Source organism: Paraliomyxa miuraensis (assembly GCF_026337845.1).
GTDB lineage: Bacteria > Myxococcota_A > Polyangia > Nannocystales > Nannocystaceae > Paraliomyxa > Paraliomyxa miuraensis.
The window spans coordinates 38,098-53,585 of the sequence record NZ_JAOVZF010000142.1; the positions used below are offsets into that span (position 1 = coordinate 38,098).

Annotated in this window: 11 protein-coding genes; 4 read left to right on the forward strand and 7 right to left on the reverse strand. The window is 68.9% G+C overall.

Annotated features, from left to right (window positions below; genetic code table 11):
- Positions 1-28: 28 nt before the first annotated feature.
- Complete coding sequence (locus tag OEB96_RS09560; RefSeq protein ID WP_266215209.1) at positions 29-859, forward strand: hypothetical protein; 831 nt, start codon at positions 29-31, stop codon at positions 857-859.
- A 238-nt stretch (positions 860-1,097) separates the two neighbouring features.
- Here the strand turns inward: OEB96_RS09560 and OEB96_RS09565 are convergent, their stop codons facing one another.
- Positions 1,098-3,320: an RNA-binding domain-containing protein gene (locus OEB96_RS09565; protein ID WP_266215210.1), complete on the reverse strand. Its 2,223-nt coding sequence runs from the start codon at positions 3,318-3,320 to the stop codon at positions 1,098-1,100.
- A gap of 236 nt (positions 3,321-3,556) precedes the next feature.
- On the opposite strand from OEB96_RS09565, the gene OEB96_RS09570 reads away from it, so the two are divergent.
- Positions 3,557-4,486 carry a hypothetical protein gene (locus OEB96_RS09570; protein WP_266215211.1) on the forward strand — a complete coding sequence of 310 codons (930 nt, stop codon included), beginning with the start codon at positions 3,557-3,559 and terminating at the stop codon, positions 4,484-4,486.
- Positions 4,487-4,558: 72 nt separating this feature from the next.
- Here OEB96_RS09570 and OEB96_RS09575 read toward each other — a convergent pair whose 3' ends face one another.
- Positions 4,559-7,426 (reverse strand): protein kinase domain-containing protein, encoded by a 2,868-nt coding sequence (locus OEB96_RS09575; protein ID WP_266215212.1) that lies wholly within the window; start codon positions 7,424-7,426, stop codon positions 4,559-4,561.
- Positions 7,427-7,607: 181 nt separating this feature from the next.
- Here OEB96_RS09575 and OEB96_RS09580 point away from each other — a divergent pair, with 181 nt between their 5' ends.
- A complete protein-coding gene (locus OEB96_RS09580; protein WP_266215213.1) occupies positions 7,608-8,096 on the forward strand; it encodes a hypothetical protein in 489 nt (162 codons plus the stop codon).
- Between the two features lie 63 nt (positions 8,097-8,159).
- Here OEB96_RS09580 and OEB96_RS09585 read toward each other — a convergent pair whose 3' ends face one another.
- The 3 genes from OEB96_RS09585 to OEB96_RS09595 form a co-directional block, all read right to left on the reverse strand.
- Positions 8,160-8,873 (reverse strand): cysteine hydrolase family protein, encoded by a 714-nt coding sequence (locus tag OEB96_RS09585; RefSeq protein ID WP_266215214.1) that lies wholly within the window; start codon positions 8,871-8,873, stop codon positions 8,160-8,162.
- Positions 8,870-10,156, reverse strand: coding sequence for a Zn-dependent hydrolase (locus OEB96_RS09590; RefSeq protein WP_266215215.1), 1,287 nt, complete (start codon positions 10,154-10,156; stop codon positions 8,870-8,872). Before OEB96_RS09590 ends, OEB96_RS09585 begins: the two co-directional genes overlap by 4 nt.
- A 76-nt stretch (positions 10,157-10,232) precedes the next feature.
- Positions 10,233-10,775 (reverse strand): 2OG-Fe(II) oxygenase, encoded by a 543-nt coding sequence (locus tag OEB96_RS09595; RefSeq protein ID WP_266215216.1) that lies wholly within the window; start codon positions 10,773-10,775, stop codon positions 10,233-10,235.
- Positions 10,776-10,901: 126 nt separating this feature from the next.
- Between OEB96_RS09595 and OEB96_RS09600 the strand changes: the two genes are divergently transcribed.
- Entirely contained in the window at positions 10,902-13,289 is a 2,388-nt protein-coding gene (locus tag OEB96_RS09600) for an XRE family transcriptional regulator (RefSeq protein ID WP_266215217.1), read from the forward strand.
- Here the strand turns inward: OEB96_RS09600 and OEB96_RS09605 are convergent.
- Positions 13,245-14,282 (reverse strand): serine/threonine-protein kinase, encoded by a 1,038-nt coding sequence (locus OEB96_RS09605; RefSeq protein ID WP_266215218.1) that lies wholly within the window; start codon positions 14,280-14,282, stop codon positions 13,245-13,247. The two genes, OEB96_RS09600 and OEB96_RS09605, sit on opposite strands and share 45 nt — an antisense overlap.
- A 78-nt stretch (positions 14,283-14,360) precedes the next feature.
- Positions 14,361-15,428, reverse strand: a complete 1,068-nt coding sequence (locus OEB96_RS09610) for a serine/threonine-protein kinase (RefSeq protein WP_266215219.1) — start codon at positions 15,426-15,428, stop codon at positions 14,361-14,363.
- Positions 15,429-15,488: the final 60 nt, after the last annotated feature.

A 15,488-nucleotide genomic window follows, 5' to 3' on the forward strand; every position in this document is an offset into this window, starting at 1 on the left:
CCTGCGCCCGGGGATGACGAACCTAGCCATGTCGCGCGTGATTGCTCCTTCGCTCGCCGTGCTACTCGGTCTCGTCGCGGGCCTCTCGTGCAGCGATCGTGCTCGGTTACAGAGCGACGTTGGCCGGCAGATTGCGCTACACCTGTGCTCGATCCAGACCGAGTGCGGTTGCACGGAGGAGCAACTCATCCCCGACTGCGAGGCATGGATCGAGCGAGAGGTCGCCGAGAACGAGCGCAAGGCCATCGCACACGGGTTCGAGCTCGACGAAGACTGTCTGCAGCAGCTGCTCGACGGCATCGACGAGTTCGCGACCTGTGGCGTGCCTGCCGGCTGGGGAACGATGTGTCCGGTCTATGGCAGGGGCGCGGTTGCAGGCGAGTCGTGCGAGACATTCGACTACCTGCCCTTGATGACCGACTGCCTGCCCGGGCTGCGTTGTGTCGAGGGCGTCTGTCGCGATCCCTACCACCCCATCCTCGGTGCGGGAGAGATCTGTTCCGACACGCAATCCTCCGTTCCCACCGGGTGGCTCGGGCGCTGTGACGAGGGATTGCAGTGCGACAGCCGGAACACTCGGACCTGCATTCCATACATGCCTCCTACGCCGATCCCTGACGGTCAGACTTGCACCGTAGCGTTCGAATGCGAGGAGGGCAGCTACTGTCGACCTCCCGAAGGAGAGTATGACGTAAGCGAGGACGTGCCCGGAGTCTGTGCAGAGTTCACCCCGGATGGTGAGCCGTGCACGGTGCTCTACGATTGCCGTGGTCGCTGCATCGATGGCTACTGCGAGATCGTGCCTCCGTTCCTCTGCAGCGTCTTGGAAGACTGGGTGTTCGGTAGAGAGCTCTACTGAGCCTGCGCCCGGGAATGACGAACCTAGCCATGTCGCCCTCGAGCAACTTGGTGATCGCCTCGCGATGCGGCCTCGATCGAGCCGGCCTCGTCGGACGATACGCCCGGCCGCAGGACGTTGAGGATCTCCCACATCTGGACCTCCCGGTAGGTCATCTCGCGCACCTCCTCGTCGGAAGCTGGAGATGGCCACAGGTGGTCTCGGGGTGGGCCTTGATCGTGAACAACGACAGGGCTGATCAGAAGGGGATGTCGTCCGCTCCAGAAATGAGTTGCTCACGCAGCCGCGCCGCTTTCCAATGCTCTGCAAGCACGGGGTGCTCGAGCGAGATCCGGCGGTCACGCTTGACCAACCAGCCCTGGTCGAGCAGCGACTGTATGGCGCGGTGAGCCAGGGTGGACGTCACCACGTCATCGATGAGCGCAGCACCGAGATCGTCGGGTGACAGCCCTCCCGCGGGTGCATCGGCCGCCCCATCGAGGGCACGGCGCTCCAAGCCGTCGAAACGATGGACCTGGAGCGCGTCGATGCGCCTCCGGAGCCCGCTGGGATCCCCACGCTGTGCGATCAGCTCGCGAAGGAGCTCGGGGATCCGTCCCGGTTCGGCCAGGGTCGGGTCGACGTGAATGCGATCGACGAGCAGATGAATGAGACGAGGAATTCCTGCGGAAGACTGCTCGATGGCCAGCTCCAGAGCATCGCTACGGGGGTGGCCCTGCCCAGCCAACAAGCGGGAAGCAAGCGAGCGAGCATCGTCCGACGACAGCGGCGGGACGACGATGGAGTCGAAGCGATCCCACCACCAAGAGTGATCGTCCGCTACGAGATTGAGCGGCGCAGCGACGACACGAACGTCGACGTTCTCGAGCAGCTTCCAGACCGACGGCTCGTCGTCGTCCTCGATGTGATCGAGCAGCAGCACGAGTCGCTCACCCTCGACTCGTCGCTCGAGCAAGTCTGCGACGTGACCCTCGAGTTGCGCCCGGTTGAGGCGGCTCATGTCCAGGTAGTGTCGCTGGTCCCCGTCGGTCGCTGCTTCGAGGCCGCCGAGCAGCGAGGTCACTCCGCGCCCTCGTGGACCAAGCAGGCACACGCTGCGTCGTGCGAGCATCCGATTCACCTCGTCGATGAGCACCTCTCGGCCAACGAGCTCGCCAGCGAGCGCCGGTACGCCCACCCGCAACGGCAACGCCCGTGCGCGAGGAAGGTGAGCGGGATGGATCGGCAATGTGACCTTGAAGAAGGTGCAGTCGTCATCGAACTCGAACAAAGGTGGTGGGTTACCCGCTTTTTCCATTGCCTGACGAATCTTGTTGAGTCCGCTGCTGCGGGCCTCGGCGAGGCGGATCTCCTTGAGCAACTGCCCTACATGCCGATTCCGGGCCGGCACACGCTGGAATTCGCCGCGCTGGAGTTGTTCGAGCTTGATTCCCGGCATGGGGCCAGGGTAGCTGAATACCATCATCTGATCGGGGTGGATGAAGATCTCGATTGGGTCGCGATTCGCGGGATCATAGCCACGATGGTGTACCGCGTTGACGAGCACCTCTTCGATTGCGGCGAAGGGCCAAGCCCGATTGCGGTCCGCCTCGGCGCGATCGTCATGTTTCTTCTCGAGCGTGCTGTTGTGCGTCTCGAGCCAATTGAGCGCCTCGCGGATCAAATGCTGCGGTCGGCCTACGATCGTATGCCTTCGGGCCTCGTCTGCACCTGGCTCTTCCTCTTGTACGATCTCGATTCGGGCGCCCGGGAAGTACTTCTGCGGATCGCTGGCGAAGAAGAGCACGGCGGCGTTGAGCGGTGAGTCGTGGCCATTGACTCGCCGAAGGAGATCCATTCCCCGAAGCTTGTCCTCGAGCGAATATGCGTCGCCAGCGAGACCGCTGTTGGCTTGTCGAAGGAAGTGCTCGACAACGTCGCGGTCGAGGTCGTCGGCCGTCAGCTCGTAGCGAGGTTGTGCATCGAACGGGGTCCGTACGACGACTTCGGCGAGCTGGCGCTCCAGCTCACCAAGGGGCTTCTTGGTTTCCGCATTCACACGCACCCAAGCGAAGCGCGGACTCTTCTTCTCCAGCCGCTCTGGCGCGGTATACGGGCGGTTGTATCCGGTCGGACAGTGGACGACGAGGACGTGGCGCCCCTCCACCTCATCGGGGTAGACTCGCGGCACGTACTCTGGCTTGATCCATGTCTTGACCTGCCCGAGCAGCTCCTTGCTCACCTGCTCGAGCTCGTCCACTGGGAGTCCTTTGGGCGGCCAGGTGGCGCTGCCAGCGTCGTCCTCGACTCCCAGGATTACGTAGCCGCCGTTGTAATTGAGAAGATCGTTGGCGAACGCGCAGATCGTCTTGATGATGGCGGGCTTGGTGTGCTCGCCCCAGCCGGCCTTGAACTCGAGCTGAAACGACTCGACGCGTTTGTCCCTGAGCAGGGACTTGGCGGACTGAAACGGCGCGGGCACGCGCCAAGCCTATCCAACGCGGGTGAGGAAAGCCAGCAACGGAGGCGGCCCGTTCGCCGTTGGATGTTGGGGGGCCGCCATTGGGTGGGGCGGACAGGGTCCATCCCTTCATCGCCGTTGGTGATGCACGAGGCGACCCATGCCTCGGAGTGCTGGCTGCCTCACCGCCCATCGCGTTTCCTTCGCCACGGGCGTCACATCCATGGAGGACCCCCCTCTACATTCACGTGAAGCACGTGACCCGCCACCACGACACCTCCTTGCTCTCCTCCAGCCTCGGTCGGGGCCTCGCGGCCGTACTGCTCGCCTCGAGCGGCCTCTCGGGTTGCGATGCGCCCGGCAACGAGCCGAGCGATCGCGCGCTCGAGCTCGACGAGGAAGACCTCGACGAGGACGAACTCGATGCGCTGGCGATCGAGCAAGAGGATGCCGACGAGATCCCGCTCGATGACGCCTCCGCGCCGGCTGCCACCGAGACCATCGCCGACGTGGTCGCCATGCTCCCGCCCGGAGCAATCGAGAGCGACCTCCTGCCCGAGGATCTCGACCGCCCAGTCGAGGTCATCGCCGACCAGATGGTCATCGACGTCGACGGCAACGGCGTGATCGATGGCTTCGACGACCTCGTCACCATCTCCGACCCCATGGCGATCGGCGAGGCGACGTGTGCCACCACCAGCATCGCCAACCCCATCAATGGCGGCACCGTGGCCATGAGCGCCACGCCGGCCTGCGGCTACGCCCATGATGGCTCGACCTCGCCCGACGGCTCCTACAACCCTGCGAACTGCCCACACCAGTACATCACGGAGGTGACCGGCACCTACGCCAAGCCGCTGTCGTTCTACTGGAGCTGGGAAGGCGCGAGCCTCACCCAGGAGAACTGTAGCTTGGCCCACGCCAACCTGTCGGCCTACGGCGCGTTCTTCAACTGGATCGGCAACAACACCGTGTGGACCAAGCTCGGCACCTCGAGCATGCACGGCAAGTGGGTGAGCGGTCCCCTGTTCTCGTACTGCGGGTGGGAGTACGACGAGGGAAGCGGTCCGCTGCCCTCGCTCGGCAACCACGCGTACTACAAGGTCCGCACCGCCGCGCAGGCCACGGGCTTCATCATCAAGCAGCGAGTGGAGGGAGGCGTGACGCACGGTCCTGGACCCTGCTGATCTCCGGCAACTCGGTCGCCCAAGCGGGGCGCAGGCTTTGGCCCGCGCCCGCGCCCGTCGTCGCCGGCACACTCAGTGTGGCAGGCCGCTCTTCGCGGCCTGTGTCGCGTCCGAAGCCGTGGCCGGCGAGGGGTGGTCCGACAGCCATGCGCGGATCTCGGCTCGGAGCGCGTCGCCGGCTTGGCCCTCCCGAGGCGCCAGCGACTCGGCCTCGATGGCCCACGAACGGGCACTATCGAGGTCCTCGACGGTCCGAGCCATCGCAAAGGCCACTCGTGCCTCGTGCAGCGGATCGCCGGCCTGCCGACCGAGGATCTCATGGGCTCGCTCCAGGGCGGTGAGGGCCTGGGGCCGATCTCCGCGGTCGAGATGAACCTCTGCGAGTCGCGTGAGCGTCTCGGCGACGAGCGGATGCTCGGCGCCAAGGGACTCGCGCAGCCGCAGTGCCTGCTCGAGTTGCTGTTGCGCAGTCACGAGGTCGTCACGCAGCCGCGCGAGCTCACCGAGCTCGGCGAGGGCGTAGGCCAGCGAGGGGTGAGCCTCGCCGTAGAGCTTCTTGCGGAGCGCGAGCGAGCGCTCCTGCAGGGCCTGGGCCGGCTCGAGGTGGCCCAGGCGGCGGTGAGCCTCGCCTTGGTTGGTGAAGATCGCTGGCAGGTACGGGTGCTCGCTGCCGAGCGACGCGGTGACGATCCCCTCCGCCCGAGTGAGCGACTCGAGCGCAGCATCGAGCTGTCCGAGGGCCAGGCGTGTGCTGGCAAGGTTGTTGAGCGCGGGGACGAGCTGGGGCGAGTCCGCCCCCTGCTGCAGCGTGGTGAGCTCGAGCAGGCGCTCCTCGACTGCGATGGCTCGATCGTACTGCCCCAGGGCCTTGTACGCAGATCCGAGCGCCGTGAGCACGTTGGGCCGAAGCTGCGGCGCAACCACCGGATCATCGACCAGCGGCTCGAGCGCTCGGACGGCCGCCTCACCGTCTCGCCGCAACAGGGCGATGCGACCCCGCAAGGCCTGCTCGTGTCGACGCATGATCTCGACCGACTCGGACTGACGCACCCGCATGATCGAGGCGTTGAAGTACGAGAGACTCAGGTCGGCCTCGTCGGCCCGCCCCTCCACGATCGACGCGTCGGCCAGGCCCAGGGCCAGATCGCACACGACGGTCTCGTGCCGGGCGCTCATTGCCAGCGGCAGGGCTCGCACGGCGAGTGCCTTGGCCTCGCTCACATCGCCACGCTTGAGGTGCTCCCGAAACAGCAGGGCCAGCGCGGTGGCCTGCACCATGACCAGCTCGAAGCGCTCTCCGATTGCGAACGCCTGCTCGGCCAGCTCGGTCGCCCCGGGTCGCCCCAGCGCCACGCGAGCCATCGCTCGGGTGAGCAGCGCATCGGCGTCCGCCCAGGCACGCTCCTGCTCGGCGTTGCTCATCATCGAGTCGGCCGACAAGCGGTTGACCAGGGCATCGAGGGCCTCCACGTCCTCGCATTGCTCGAGCGGAGGCAGCTGGAGGCGCGATATCGTGCCCGGTTGCTCACTTGCCGCCTTGGCCAGCTCGCCAGTGAGCGCGTCGAGCCGCCCGGCCATGCGATCGAGGCAGCTCATGCGCAGCGTGAATGCCATGTCGCTCTGCACGTGGCGCACGAGGGTGGCCTCGCACACCTCGCGCCGCTGGGCCCTCCAGTCGGCAGCCCAGCCATCCAGGTCGTGCAACACCTGCGCAGAGAACGATTTCTCCAGCCCCGTCAGCGCCACGTCCACCGCACTGCGCCGCGCCTCGCTCCACGCGACGCCCAGCCCCTCCTCGGCCTGCTCGCACGGCTCGGGGGTGGTCATCACCGCGACCTGGTTGCCGACCAGCAGTGCCGCAGTCAGCGTCGTGCCCCCGAGCGCCCAGCGGGTGCGCCGGCGTCGAGCCCCGTGCGCACGCTCGAGCACGTCGATCAGGGCATCCATCGTCGGATACCGATCGCCGGGGATGGGCCGCAAGCCGCGGGCGATGAGCGCTTGTACGCTCGACGGCAGCCGGACCCCTGCCGGCATCGGCTCGAACCGCCCCTCGTGCACGGCGTCCGCCAGCTCGTCCACGGACCGGGCTACGAACGGGCGCCGCCCGACGAGTGCCTCGTAGAGCACCACGCAGAACGAGAACTGGTCGCTCCTCGGGCCCACGTCGATGCCGTCGAACTGCTCGGGCGACATGTACGCGGGAGTCCCGATCACCGCCCCCGTCACCGTGCAGCGCATCATCTCGGTCTTGGCCACTGCGGCCCGGACCGACGACTCGATGCTCGACTCGAACGCGTCGTCCCGGCGCCGCGCCAGGCCGAAGTCAGCCACGCGCGGCCGGCCGTCGGCTCCGATCAGCACGTTGTCGGGCTTGAAGTCCCGGTGCACGATGCCCAGACGATGGGCCGCCGCCAGCCCCCGGCCCGCCTGCACGAACATCTCCACCGTCTCGCGCCATGACCGAGGCATGGCGTCGAGCCACGTCCTGAGCGTGCCGCCCTCGGCGTACTCCATGGCGATGAACATCCGCTGCTCGTGAATGCCCACGTCGTGCACCGCCAGCACATTGGGGTGCGAGAGTCGCGCCATCACCTGGGCCTCGCGTCGTAGGCGCATCATCTCCCGGCTGTCGACGGCGCCCAGGTGCAGCTTGAGCGCCTCTTCGCGCTCCAGCTCGACGTGCTCGGCCAGATACACGACCCCCATGCCACCCCCGCCCAGGCGCCGCACGACCCGGTGCTTGCCCCCCACCAGCGTCCCGGGCTCGACCTGGAGGCCAGCCGTGGTTTCGAAGCGCACCGGGGGCGCTGCCGCGACGGCCGCGAGCAATGCGTCCATGCTGTCCGAGTCGGCGTCACCCCCGAGATCGATGGTCTCGAACGGTGCCAGGGGTCCCTGGACCTCGTCCGGGATCGGCCTGGTATCGCCACCGTGGGTCACCGCGGGAGAGTACACCCAACAGGAACCCCATCGCGCGCTGGTGTGACCCGCCCAAGTTTCCGCTACAGGAATTTCGAGGCCACGGTCACATCCCGGGGGGTGCAACCTCCATCCAATTGCCTCACCGACGATGGGTCCCCGGTTGGGACCCATCACCCACTGCCCGAACGGAGACGATGCCATGAAGACCGAACTCACCACCTGTGCCCTCTTGCTCATTGCCGCCACCCTGGGGACCGCGTGCGACATCGAGAGCACGCCCATGTCCACCGACTCGGTGTTCCGCGACGGGGAGGACATCGACCCCCCCACCGATACCTCGGGCGGCATCGTCCTCGTCAAGGGCGGTGACGACCTGATTCCCATCGATGTCCGCGAGATCGGCTACGCGTCTGCAGCTCCCCAGTGGCAGCAGGTCTTCTTCGATGGGGTCGTGCTCCCGCAGGTCCGGGAAGGGATCGAGGTCGCGTTCCTCTCCGACGGCAACAACTGGACGACGTGCCCAAAGATCTGCGAGGACCTGGAGGCCACGTGGAATGGAGGCGTCTACATCGAAGAGGGCTTCGACGTCAGCTTCGGCGAGGTCATCACCGTGGTGGATGTGGATGGCGTCAACTGGCAGACCGAGGCGACTTACAAGGCCGAGGTCGGCTGCGGCTGCGAGTCCTGAGGACCCTTCCACCCGAGTACGAGCCGAGCAACCGAGCAAGGGGCGACCACTTCAGTGGCCGCCTCACCGCCGGTCGCGAGCCAGCCGCTCGATCTCCGCCACCGCCGCCTTGGTCCGCAGCACCCTCGCGTAGCGATCCCGCAGCACCCTCACCGTGGCGGCCTGCAGCTCGGGCGTGACCGTGGTGCAGGCGTCCTGCACCAGCGTCATGTGGAAGCCCAGGTCGCTGCCGTCGCGCACGGCCGTGCTCACGCACTCGTTGGTGTACACGCCCGTCACGTAGAGCGCTCGGATGCCCAGGTTGCGCAGCACGTACTCCATGTTGGTCGAGGTGAACACGCCGCTGGCGGTCTTGCTGATCACGATCTCGCCCGGCTCGGGCGCGACCTCGGGCAGGAACTCGGCGTCCTTCGAGCCCGGGGCGGCGTGCAGGCCCAGGCGCTTGTGGCCCGAGCTGCGGTCGCGGCCGTCGGGGGTCAGCGACATGATGCGGGTGTGGATCACCTCGAGGCGGTTGCGCCGAAACGCGTCCTGGAGCCGCCGGATGTTGGGCAGCACCGTCTCGCGCAGCGTGTCGAAGTAGTACTCCTGCGCCTTGGGAGGTACGCCCGAGAACGCCGCATCGGCGAACACGCCGTGGCCGGGCGCGGCGTCGAGGTACTGCACGTCGATCACGAGCAGCGCGGTGCTGTGGGCATGGAGGCGATCGAGGACCTGCGGGCCCTCGGTGATCGAGCGCCGGTAGCTGTCGCGGAGGGGATCGAGCTCGTCGGTCATGTGGATGCGGACTCGGTGGCGGAGGTGGAGGCGGAGGCGGAGTCGGTGGCCAGGCGCAGCAGCGTGCGCAGCAGACAGTTGGCGCCGATCTCGATGCTCTCCCACGAGGTCCACTCGGCCGGCGAGTGGCTGCGGCCGTCCTTGCTGGGCACGAAGATCATTCCCACCGGCGCGAGGTAGGCCATGCTCTGGGCGTCGTGAGCGGCCCCGCTGGGCAGGCGCTGGCTCTTGACCCCCAGCGAGTCGGCGCTCTGCTCGATCGCAGCCAGTACCTTGGGATCGCAGGCCACGGGGTCGATCTCGCTGAGCACGTCGAACTCGAACATCAGGCCGCGGCGGCGAGCGATGGCCGACATGGCGCGGCGAAAGCCCAGGCCCAGCTCGGTGAGCACGTCGGGATCGATGTCGCGGGCCTCGAGCGAGAACTCCACCTGCGAGGGCACCACGTTGGCGGCGCCCGGTCGCAGCTCCACCCGGCCGATCGTGGCCACGCTCGCGTCGCCGCCGTGCTCCTCGAGGATCCGGTCGAGCTCCCCCGCGAGCTCGGCCAGGCCCTGGAATGCATCGTGGCGCATGTTCATGGGGGTGGTGCCCGCATGGTTGGCCATGCCGCGCAGTCGCACCGTCCACTTGAACAGCCCCACGATGCCCTCGACCACGCCCACGTGCAGGCCGGCGCGATCGAGCACCGGGCCCTGCTCGATGTGCAGCTCGACGAACGACTGCACCGTGCGGGGGCTTCGGGCGGCACGCAGCGCGTGCATGGCGTCGAAGCCGAGCGCCTGCATGGAGTCCACCAGGGTGATGCCTCGCAGGTCGCGGGCGTTGACGATGGTCTCGGGGGTGAGGTGGCCGGCCATCGCCTGCGAGCCGAACATGCCGCCGAAGCGGCCCTCCTCGTCGGTGAATGCCACCACCTCGAGCGGGTGAGCGAGGCTGACGCCCAGCTCGCGGATCCGTCGCAGCGCCTCGAGTCCGGCCACCACCCCCAGCGCGCCGTCGAGGGTGCCGCCCCCGGGCACGCTGTCGATGTGCGAGCCGGTGACCACCGCGGGCCGACCCGGCGGACCTGCGAGGCGGCCGATCACGTTCAGGGCTCCGTCGAGCTCGAGCGAGAGGCCGGCCTCCTCGATGCGCTGTTGCAGCCAGCGCTGCGCGTCCATGAAGGCGGGGCTGAAGGCGGGGCGGTGGATCCCATGATCGGCGTGCCGCCCGATGGCGGCCAGCGCTTCGAGATCCTGCTGCAGGCGTGGGAAGTCGACGGTGGGCTCGGGCTGGGGCACTACCGTCAGGGATACCACACGCGATCGACGCGACGGCCGCCGCGCCGAGAACGGCGAGCCTCGTCGCGGCGGTCGATCACGCGGAGCGAGCGACCACGTGGCGATACATGACGTCGGTACGCAGCACGTACTTGGTGCCGCGCAGCACGGGAGCGCCGCGATGCATCAGTCCGTGCGCGAAGACCAGCGCCGTGCCGCGACGAGGCTCGACGGCCGGATGGTCGACGAATTCGGTACGTCCGCCGAGGAAGCCGTCGTTGAGGTAGAGCATCAGCGTGAGCATGCTCAGCTCCTCGTCGCTGCGCCAGTAGGAGCCGTCGCGATGCCACTGGAAGTACTGGCCCTCGCGGTAGCGATAGAAGCGAAAGCGCTCGTTGAGGCCCACCACGCGCAGGCGACGGTACTCGGCGGGCATCCACTGCACCATGCGATCCCATAGCCAGCCGGCGCGTGCGTGATCGTCGAGGATCACGCGGGTGTTGTTGCGGACCTCCGGTCGCATCTCGAAGCCCACGAAGGTCGTGATGGGTGCGTCGGCGAACCCGATGTCCTCGGCCTCGCGCACCAGCGCCTCGCACTCGTGGTCGGTGAGCACTCCATCGATCGTGAGCGGTTCCATGGCCTCACCGTGAGGGGGGCGTGGGTCGGGCACCAGGGCAGCCGCCGGGCACGACCGGGCACGACCGGGCACGACCGGGCGACGACGCGGCGGAACCTCGGTTCGGGCCCTGGTACGCTGCTCGTCGTGAGCCTGGTGTTTCGCCACGCGGTGCTCTTGCAGGCGCGCACCGAGCTGGGTCTGACCCAGGAGGAAGCGGCGCGGGCCTTGCGCGTGGACGTGCGGACCTACCGTCGCTACGAGACGGGCGAGGTCAACGACGGGACCTCGGGGTTCGAGCTGCGACGGGCCGGACGGAGGCAGCTGCTGGCGCGGATCGGCGAGGAGCTGGGGATCGCAATCGACGAGCTGGTGGGCGAGGCGGAGCCCGGACCCGAGTCGGGGTTCGAGCTCGATCCGGGGCCCGAGCGCGCTGCCACGCCGACGCGCTGGCGGCCTTGCCACGAGCACGTGCTCCAGCCCGCGCGGCGCTTCGTGGGACGGGAGCAGGAGCTCGACCAGCTGCGCACGTGGCTGTCGCGAGCGGACGAAGCATCGCCGCGGCTATGCGCCGTGGTCGCGGTGGGCGGAGCCGGCAAGTCGGCCCTGGCGCAGCGGCTGCTCGAAGCGCTGCCCGATGGGCTCGAGCACGGCGTGTTGGTGTGGAGCTTCTACGACGACCCGCGGGCCGAGGGATTGCTGCATGCGGTGCTGCGCTACCTCGATGATCGCGAGCCGCCTCGCGCGCCCGAGGAGGCGCTCGAGCGCGTGCTGGCGATCGCCCGGGGGCCAGTGCCGCACCTCGTGGTGCTCGATGGGTTCGAGGTGATGCAGGCCGACGGCCGGGCGCGGCCGCGCGGCTCGATCGAGGATCCGCTGCTACGGCGCCTGCTCACCGCGATCGTGGGCCAGGCGGGCGGCCCTCGAGGTGGCATGCGAGTGCTGCTGACCTCGCGCTATCCCCTGGTCGATCTCGCCGCCTGGGAGAACGCAGGGCTGGCGACCCTGCGGCTGCCTGCGCTGACTCTCGCCGAGCAGCTCGCGCTCTTGCGGGAGTGGGGCATACGGGCCACCGACGCCCAGGCCCAGCACGCGCTCGAGCGCTTCGGCGGACATGCGCTCTCGATCGCCACGCTCGCGTCCTATGTCACCGGCTTTTGCCAGGGTGAGCTGGACGCGGTGGACTCGCTCGAGCTGAGCGAGGCCGCGCAGGACGATCCGCTGGCGTTTCGGCTGGCGCGGCTGCTCGACGCCTACGCCCGCGTCATGGGCGAGGCGCAGCGCGATCTCATGGCGCGGGTGGCCGTGTTTCCACGGGGGGCCGACGTGGACTCGCTGCTCGCGCTCGCCAGCCACGGGGGGGTGCTGGCCGGGCACATGCCCCGCGACCGCCGAGCGTTGATCCGCGCGCTCGGTCGCCTGGAGTCGATGGGCCTGGTCTATCGCAGCCGGGAGCTCGGCAGCCGCTACGCCGCGCATCCGTTCGTGGCCGGCAGCTTTCGCGATCGACTGGGCGAGGCGGCCCTCGCCATCCACGGGGTGCAGCGGCAGCGCTTGATCGAGCGCCTGGTCGAGCGCCCCTCGGCCGAGCCGCGCGCCGATCAGCTCGACCTGCTCGAGGAGCTGCTCGTCCATACGCAGCTCGCCGGTCGCGTGGACGAGGCCCACGGGCTCTACCAGCGTGCGCTCGGGGGCTTTGGCGTGCTCGGGCTCGTGCGAGGCGACATGGCTCGCGGTCTGCGGTCGGTGCGGGGGTTCTTCGTCGACGGCGATCCCGAGCGCCCGCGACCCGAGCTGGAGGCGTGGCGCGCCGCGCCGTTGCGGTACGACCTGGCGCTCTACGCCAGCGCGCTGGGAGACCCCGTGCTGGCGCTGCGGAGCCTGCGGTGCTTCGTGGCGCAGGCCGAGCCCGACGCGCGCCAGCACACCACGGGGCTGCGCACCACGGCCTACGTGCTGCGGCTGTGCGGCGAGCTCGAGGAGGCCCGCGCGGTGGCTCGCCGCGCGCTCGCGGTCGGAGCCGAGCATCCCGAGCACGTGGCGCGCAACCTCGGGATGCTCGGGGCGATCGCCCACGATCTCGGTGACGTCGAGGAGGCCGCGCGGTGCTTTGGCGAGGCGGCGAAGATCGAACCAGGCCGGCGCTACCGCCGAGGGCTGTGGGAGGCGGAGCACCTCGTGGACCTCGGGCGCCTCGACGAAGCCACCGCGCTCACCGTGCCCAACCGCGAGGCCTGCCTCAGCCGCGGCTGGAGCGGGCACGTCTCGCACTGCGACGTGGTGCTGGGGCTGTGCTGCTTGGAGCAAGCGCCCGAGCGGGCCCGGGAGCACCTTCAGCACGCGCGGCAGTGGGCGTATGCCAGCGGCGAGGTGGAGGCGCAGCTGCGATGCTTCGAGCTCGAGCTGCGGCTGACCGAGGACGCCGAGCGCGAGGGTGTGCTCGCGCGGGCGGACGCGCTGGTGCAGGCCTCGGGCTACGAGCGCTTCACGCTACGGCTTGGGCAACGCGATCGCCTCGAACCCGAGGTTCGGTAGCTCCTGCCAGCGCTCGAATGCTCCGAGGTCGAGCGTGGGCTCGGTGCTCGCATGCAGCTCGCGCGGCAGCCCTCGGACCCACGCCGCGAGCTCGTCCTGCTCCATCGGCGCCACCTTGGCCCGCAGCTCGCTCAGGAACGTCCCCAGCTCCTGCCACGAGGCGAAGCGCTCGCTGGCCCGGTGGGACGTGGCGCGATCGACCATCCCCGCCACGCGCTGGGACATGTCGGGCCGCACGGTCTGGATCGACGGCAGTGGATCCGACACGATGCGCCGCAGGATCTGCTGGAACGAGTCGGCGCCCGTGACGAACGGGAGCTGACCCACCAGCATCTCGTAGATCAGCATGCCCAGCCGGTAGGTGTCGCTGCGATCGCCCTGGGGCTTGCCGCGGATCTCCTCGGGCGAGAGGTACGGAAGATACGTGAAGTCCGGATCCTCCGTGGCGTTCATCATCTTCTCTTCGCTGGCGAGCTCGGGCCACGCGCGCACCTGCCCCGTGGGCGAGAGCACCACGTCGCGCAGCCGCACGCGAGGCCGGGCCGCGCCGCCGACCTGCCACAGGGGCAAGAGCGCCTGCGCGATGGCCAGCGCCACCGAGACCGGCAGCTGCTCCTCGCGCTCGGACAGCCAGCTCACCACGCGATCCATGGTGATCCCCTCGAGCGGCTCGAACACCATCGCGTGGATCCGGCCCTCCTTGCCGAACGTGTGGAGGATCTGCGGGGCCGGGCTGCCGCGCAGCGTGGCGAACCCGTGGACGACCTCCTGGAACGCATCGAGCAGGCTGCGGTAGTCCTCGACCGCGACCACCGGGTGGATCCGCCGGACCACTACGCGGCGCAGGCTCGGCGTGCGCGGAGCAGGGCCGTCGGGTGGATCGAGGATCTCCACGCCGTGCACGGTGAGCATGTAGAAGCGGAAGCGAAACGCCTGGTGCTCCTCGATCACCGAGCCACCCAGGATGTGTGCCGGGACGAACGTGCTGGTCATGGCGGGCTCGCTTCGGCCCACGATCGCATGGATCGCGCCGAGGATCTCGGGAACCGAGAATATGCGCGCTCTTGCGCGCTACTCGACTTTCTCACGGGAGGCCTCACGGGAGGCCTCACGGGCCATCTCGCGCCGGGGCAGGGCGATCGGCTCGTAGGGAAGGCAGGGCAGCGCCTGCCAGTCGTCGCGTGCGGAGGGCTCCGCCAAGGGGGTGGTGTGGCGCAGCTCGGCGGGCAGCGATCGCAGCCAGGCCGCGAGCTCGTCGGGCCCCATGGGGGCGGCCGACGAGGGCAGCGCCTCGAGGGCGTGAGCCAGCTGCGGCCAGGTGGCGAAGCCATCGCGAGGGTCGCGGGCCACCGCACGATCGACGATCGCGGCCGCGGCCACCGGCAGCTCGGCGCGAAGCGTGCGGATGGGAGGGAACGGGTCGCCATCCATGACCAGGTAGAGCAGCTCCGAGAACGTGCGGGCCTCGTCGCGGACGGGGAGGTGTCCCACGAGCATCTCGTACAGCAAGGCTCCGAGCTTGTGGGGCTCGGAGGGGCGGCGGGCGCCCATCATGTGCGCGCGCGAGTAGTAGCGCATGTACTCGGTGTCCTCGAAGAAGCCGGTGGCGGAGCCTCCGTAGCGCTCCTTGCGGAGCACGGCACGCGCGCGCACGTGCCCCGTGGGCACGAGGATCACGTCGTGCAGGCGGACCTCGGGTCTGGTCGAGCCCGCCCGCTCCCACATGCGCACGAGCGTTCGGGCCACGGCCATGGCGATCGAGACGGGGAGCCCTTCACCGAGGTCGTGCAGCCAACGGACGACGTCGTGCAGCGAGATGCCCTCGATGTGCTCGAGCACCATCGCATGCGCTCGCCCTTCTTGGCCGAACACGCCAAGGAGCCTCGGGGTCAGATCCCGGGGCATCGACGCGTGGCCAGCCACTGCGCGCTGGAAGATGGGGAGGTCGACCGAGTCGGACGGATCGGCCTCGACCATGGGGATCACCCGCCGTACCTCCACCCGCCGCAGGGCCCCCCGGAACGGCTGCACGGCGCGGAAGCACTGCGTATAGGTCAGCGTGTAGAACGGGCGCGTTTCCGCCACCACGTCGCCCATGCGCCACCCTGGCTCGAACGTCCTGCCCACCGGATGTCGCATGGAGATCGACCGTAGCACGCGAGCACGGCCAGGCACGGTCGGTGCGTCCCTCGGGGCGCG

What these genes read in the sequence shown, in the direction of transcription:
- OEB96_RS09560 (WP_266215209.1), top strand. Translation starts at nt 29, where the DNA reads ATGTCGCGCGTGATTGCTCCTTCGCTCGCCGTGCTACTCGGTCTCGTC.
- OEB96_RS09580 (WP_266215213.1), top strand. Translation starts at nt 7,608, where the DNA reads ATGAAGACCGAACTCACCACCTGTGCCCTCTTGCTCATTGCCGCCACC.
- OEB96_RS09585 (WP_266215214.1), bottom strand. Translation starts at nt 8,873, where the DNA reads ATGACCGACGAGCTCGATCCCCTCCGCGACAGCTACCGGCGCTCGATC.
- OEB96_RS09595 (WP_266215216.1), bottom strand. Translation starts at nt 10,775, where the DNA reads ATGGAACCGCTCACGATCGATGGAGTGCTCACCGACCACGAGTGCGAG.
- OEB96_RS09605 (WP_266215218.1), bottom strand. Translation starts at nt 14,282, where the DNA reads ATGACCAGCACGTTCGTCCCGGCACACATCCTGGGTGGCTCGGTGATC.
- OEB96_RS09610 (WP_266215219.1), bottom strand. Translation starts at nt 15,428, where the DNA reads ATGCGACATCCGGTGGGCAGGACGTTCGAGCCAGGGTGGCGCATGGGC.